Source organism: Thiocystis violacea (assembly GCF_016583575.1).
GTDB lineage: Bacteria > Pseudomonadota > Gammaproteobacteria > Chromatiales > Chromatiaceae > Thiocystis > Thiocystis violacea.
The window spans coordinates 1-444 of sequence record NZ_NRRG01000205.1 but is presented as its reverse complement, the minus strand read 5'-3'; the positions used below and the strand labels follow the sequence as shown (position 1 = coordinate 444).

Genomic DNA, 444 nt, shown 5'->3' with positions numbered 1-444 from the left:
TCGGAGAGCTGCGCACTCGGCTGGAAAGGCCGGAACTCGACATTGTCGAGCTTGCGCGCCTTCACCTCCGCCTTGACGGCGGCGAGCTGGTTGCCGTGGCCGATGAGAAGAAAGCGGATGCCTTCGTCGCCGCGCAGCAGCCCGGCGGCTTCGATCAGCGTGCCGAAGTCGTGCGCGCGGCCGAAATTGCCGGAATAGCCGACGACGAAATCGTCATCGAGCTTCCAGTGCTGTCTCAGCGGGTTGGAGCCGCGCACGACGGTCCGTATCTCCTCGCCGTCCGACCAGTGGTTGACGACCGCGAGGGGTGGCAGCCGCGCAGCATGCGCCTTGAGATAGGTGGCCATGCCGTCGAACGGGCAGATGATGAGATCCGCCTGCCGATGGGCCCAGTCTCGGAACGCCAGAGCGACCGATCCGCCAGGGCCGCGCAGGCCGCGGACA

At 66.9% G+C, this 444-nt stretch carries 1 pseudogene; it reads right to left on the bottom strand.

Going from position 1 to position 444, the window contains the following annotated elements:
- Window positions 1-444, bottom strand: a pseudogene (locus tag CKO27_RS24210) (hypothetical protein); the annotation flags it as partial.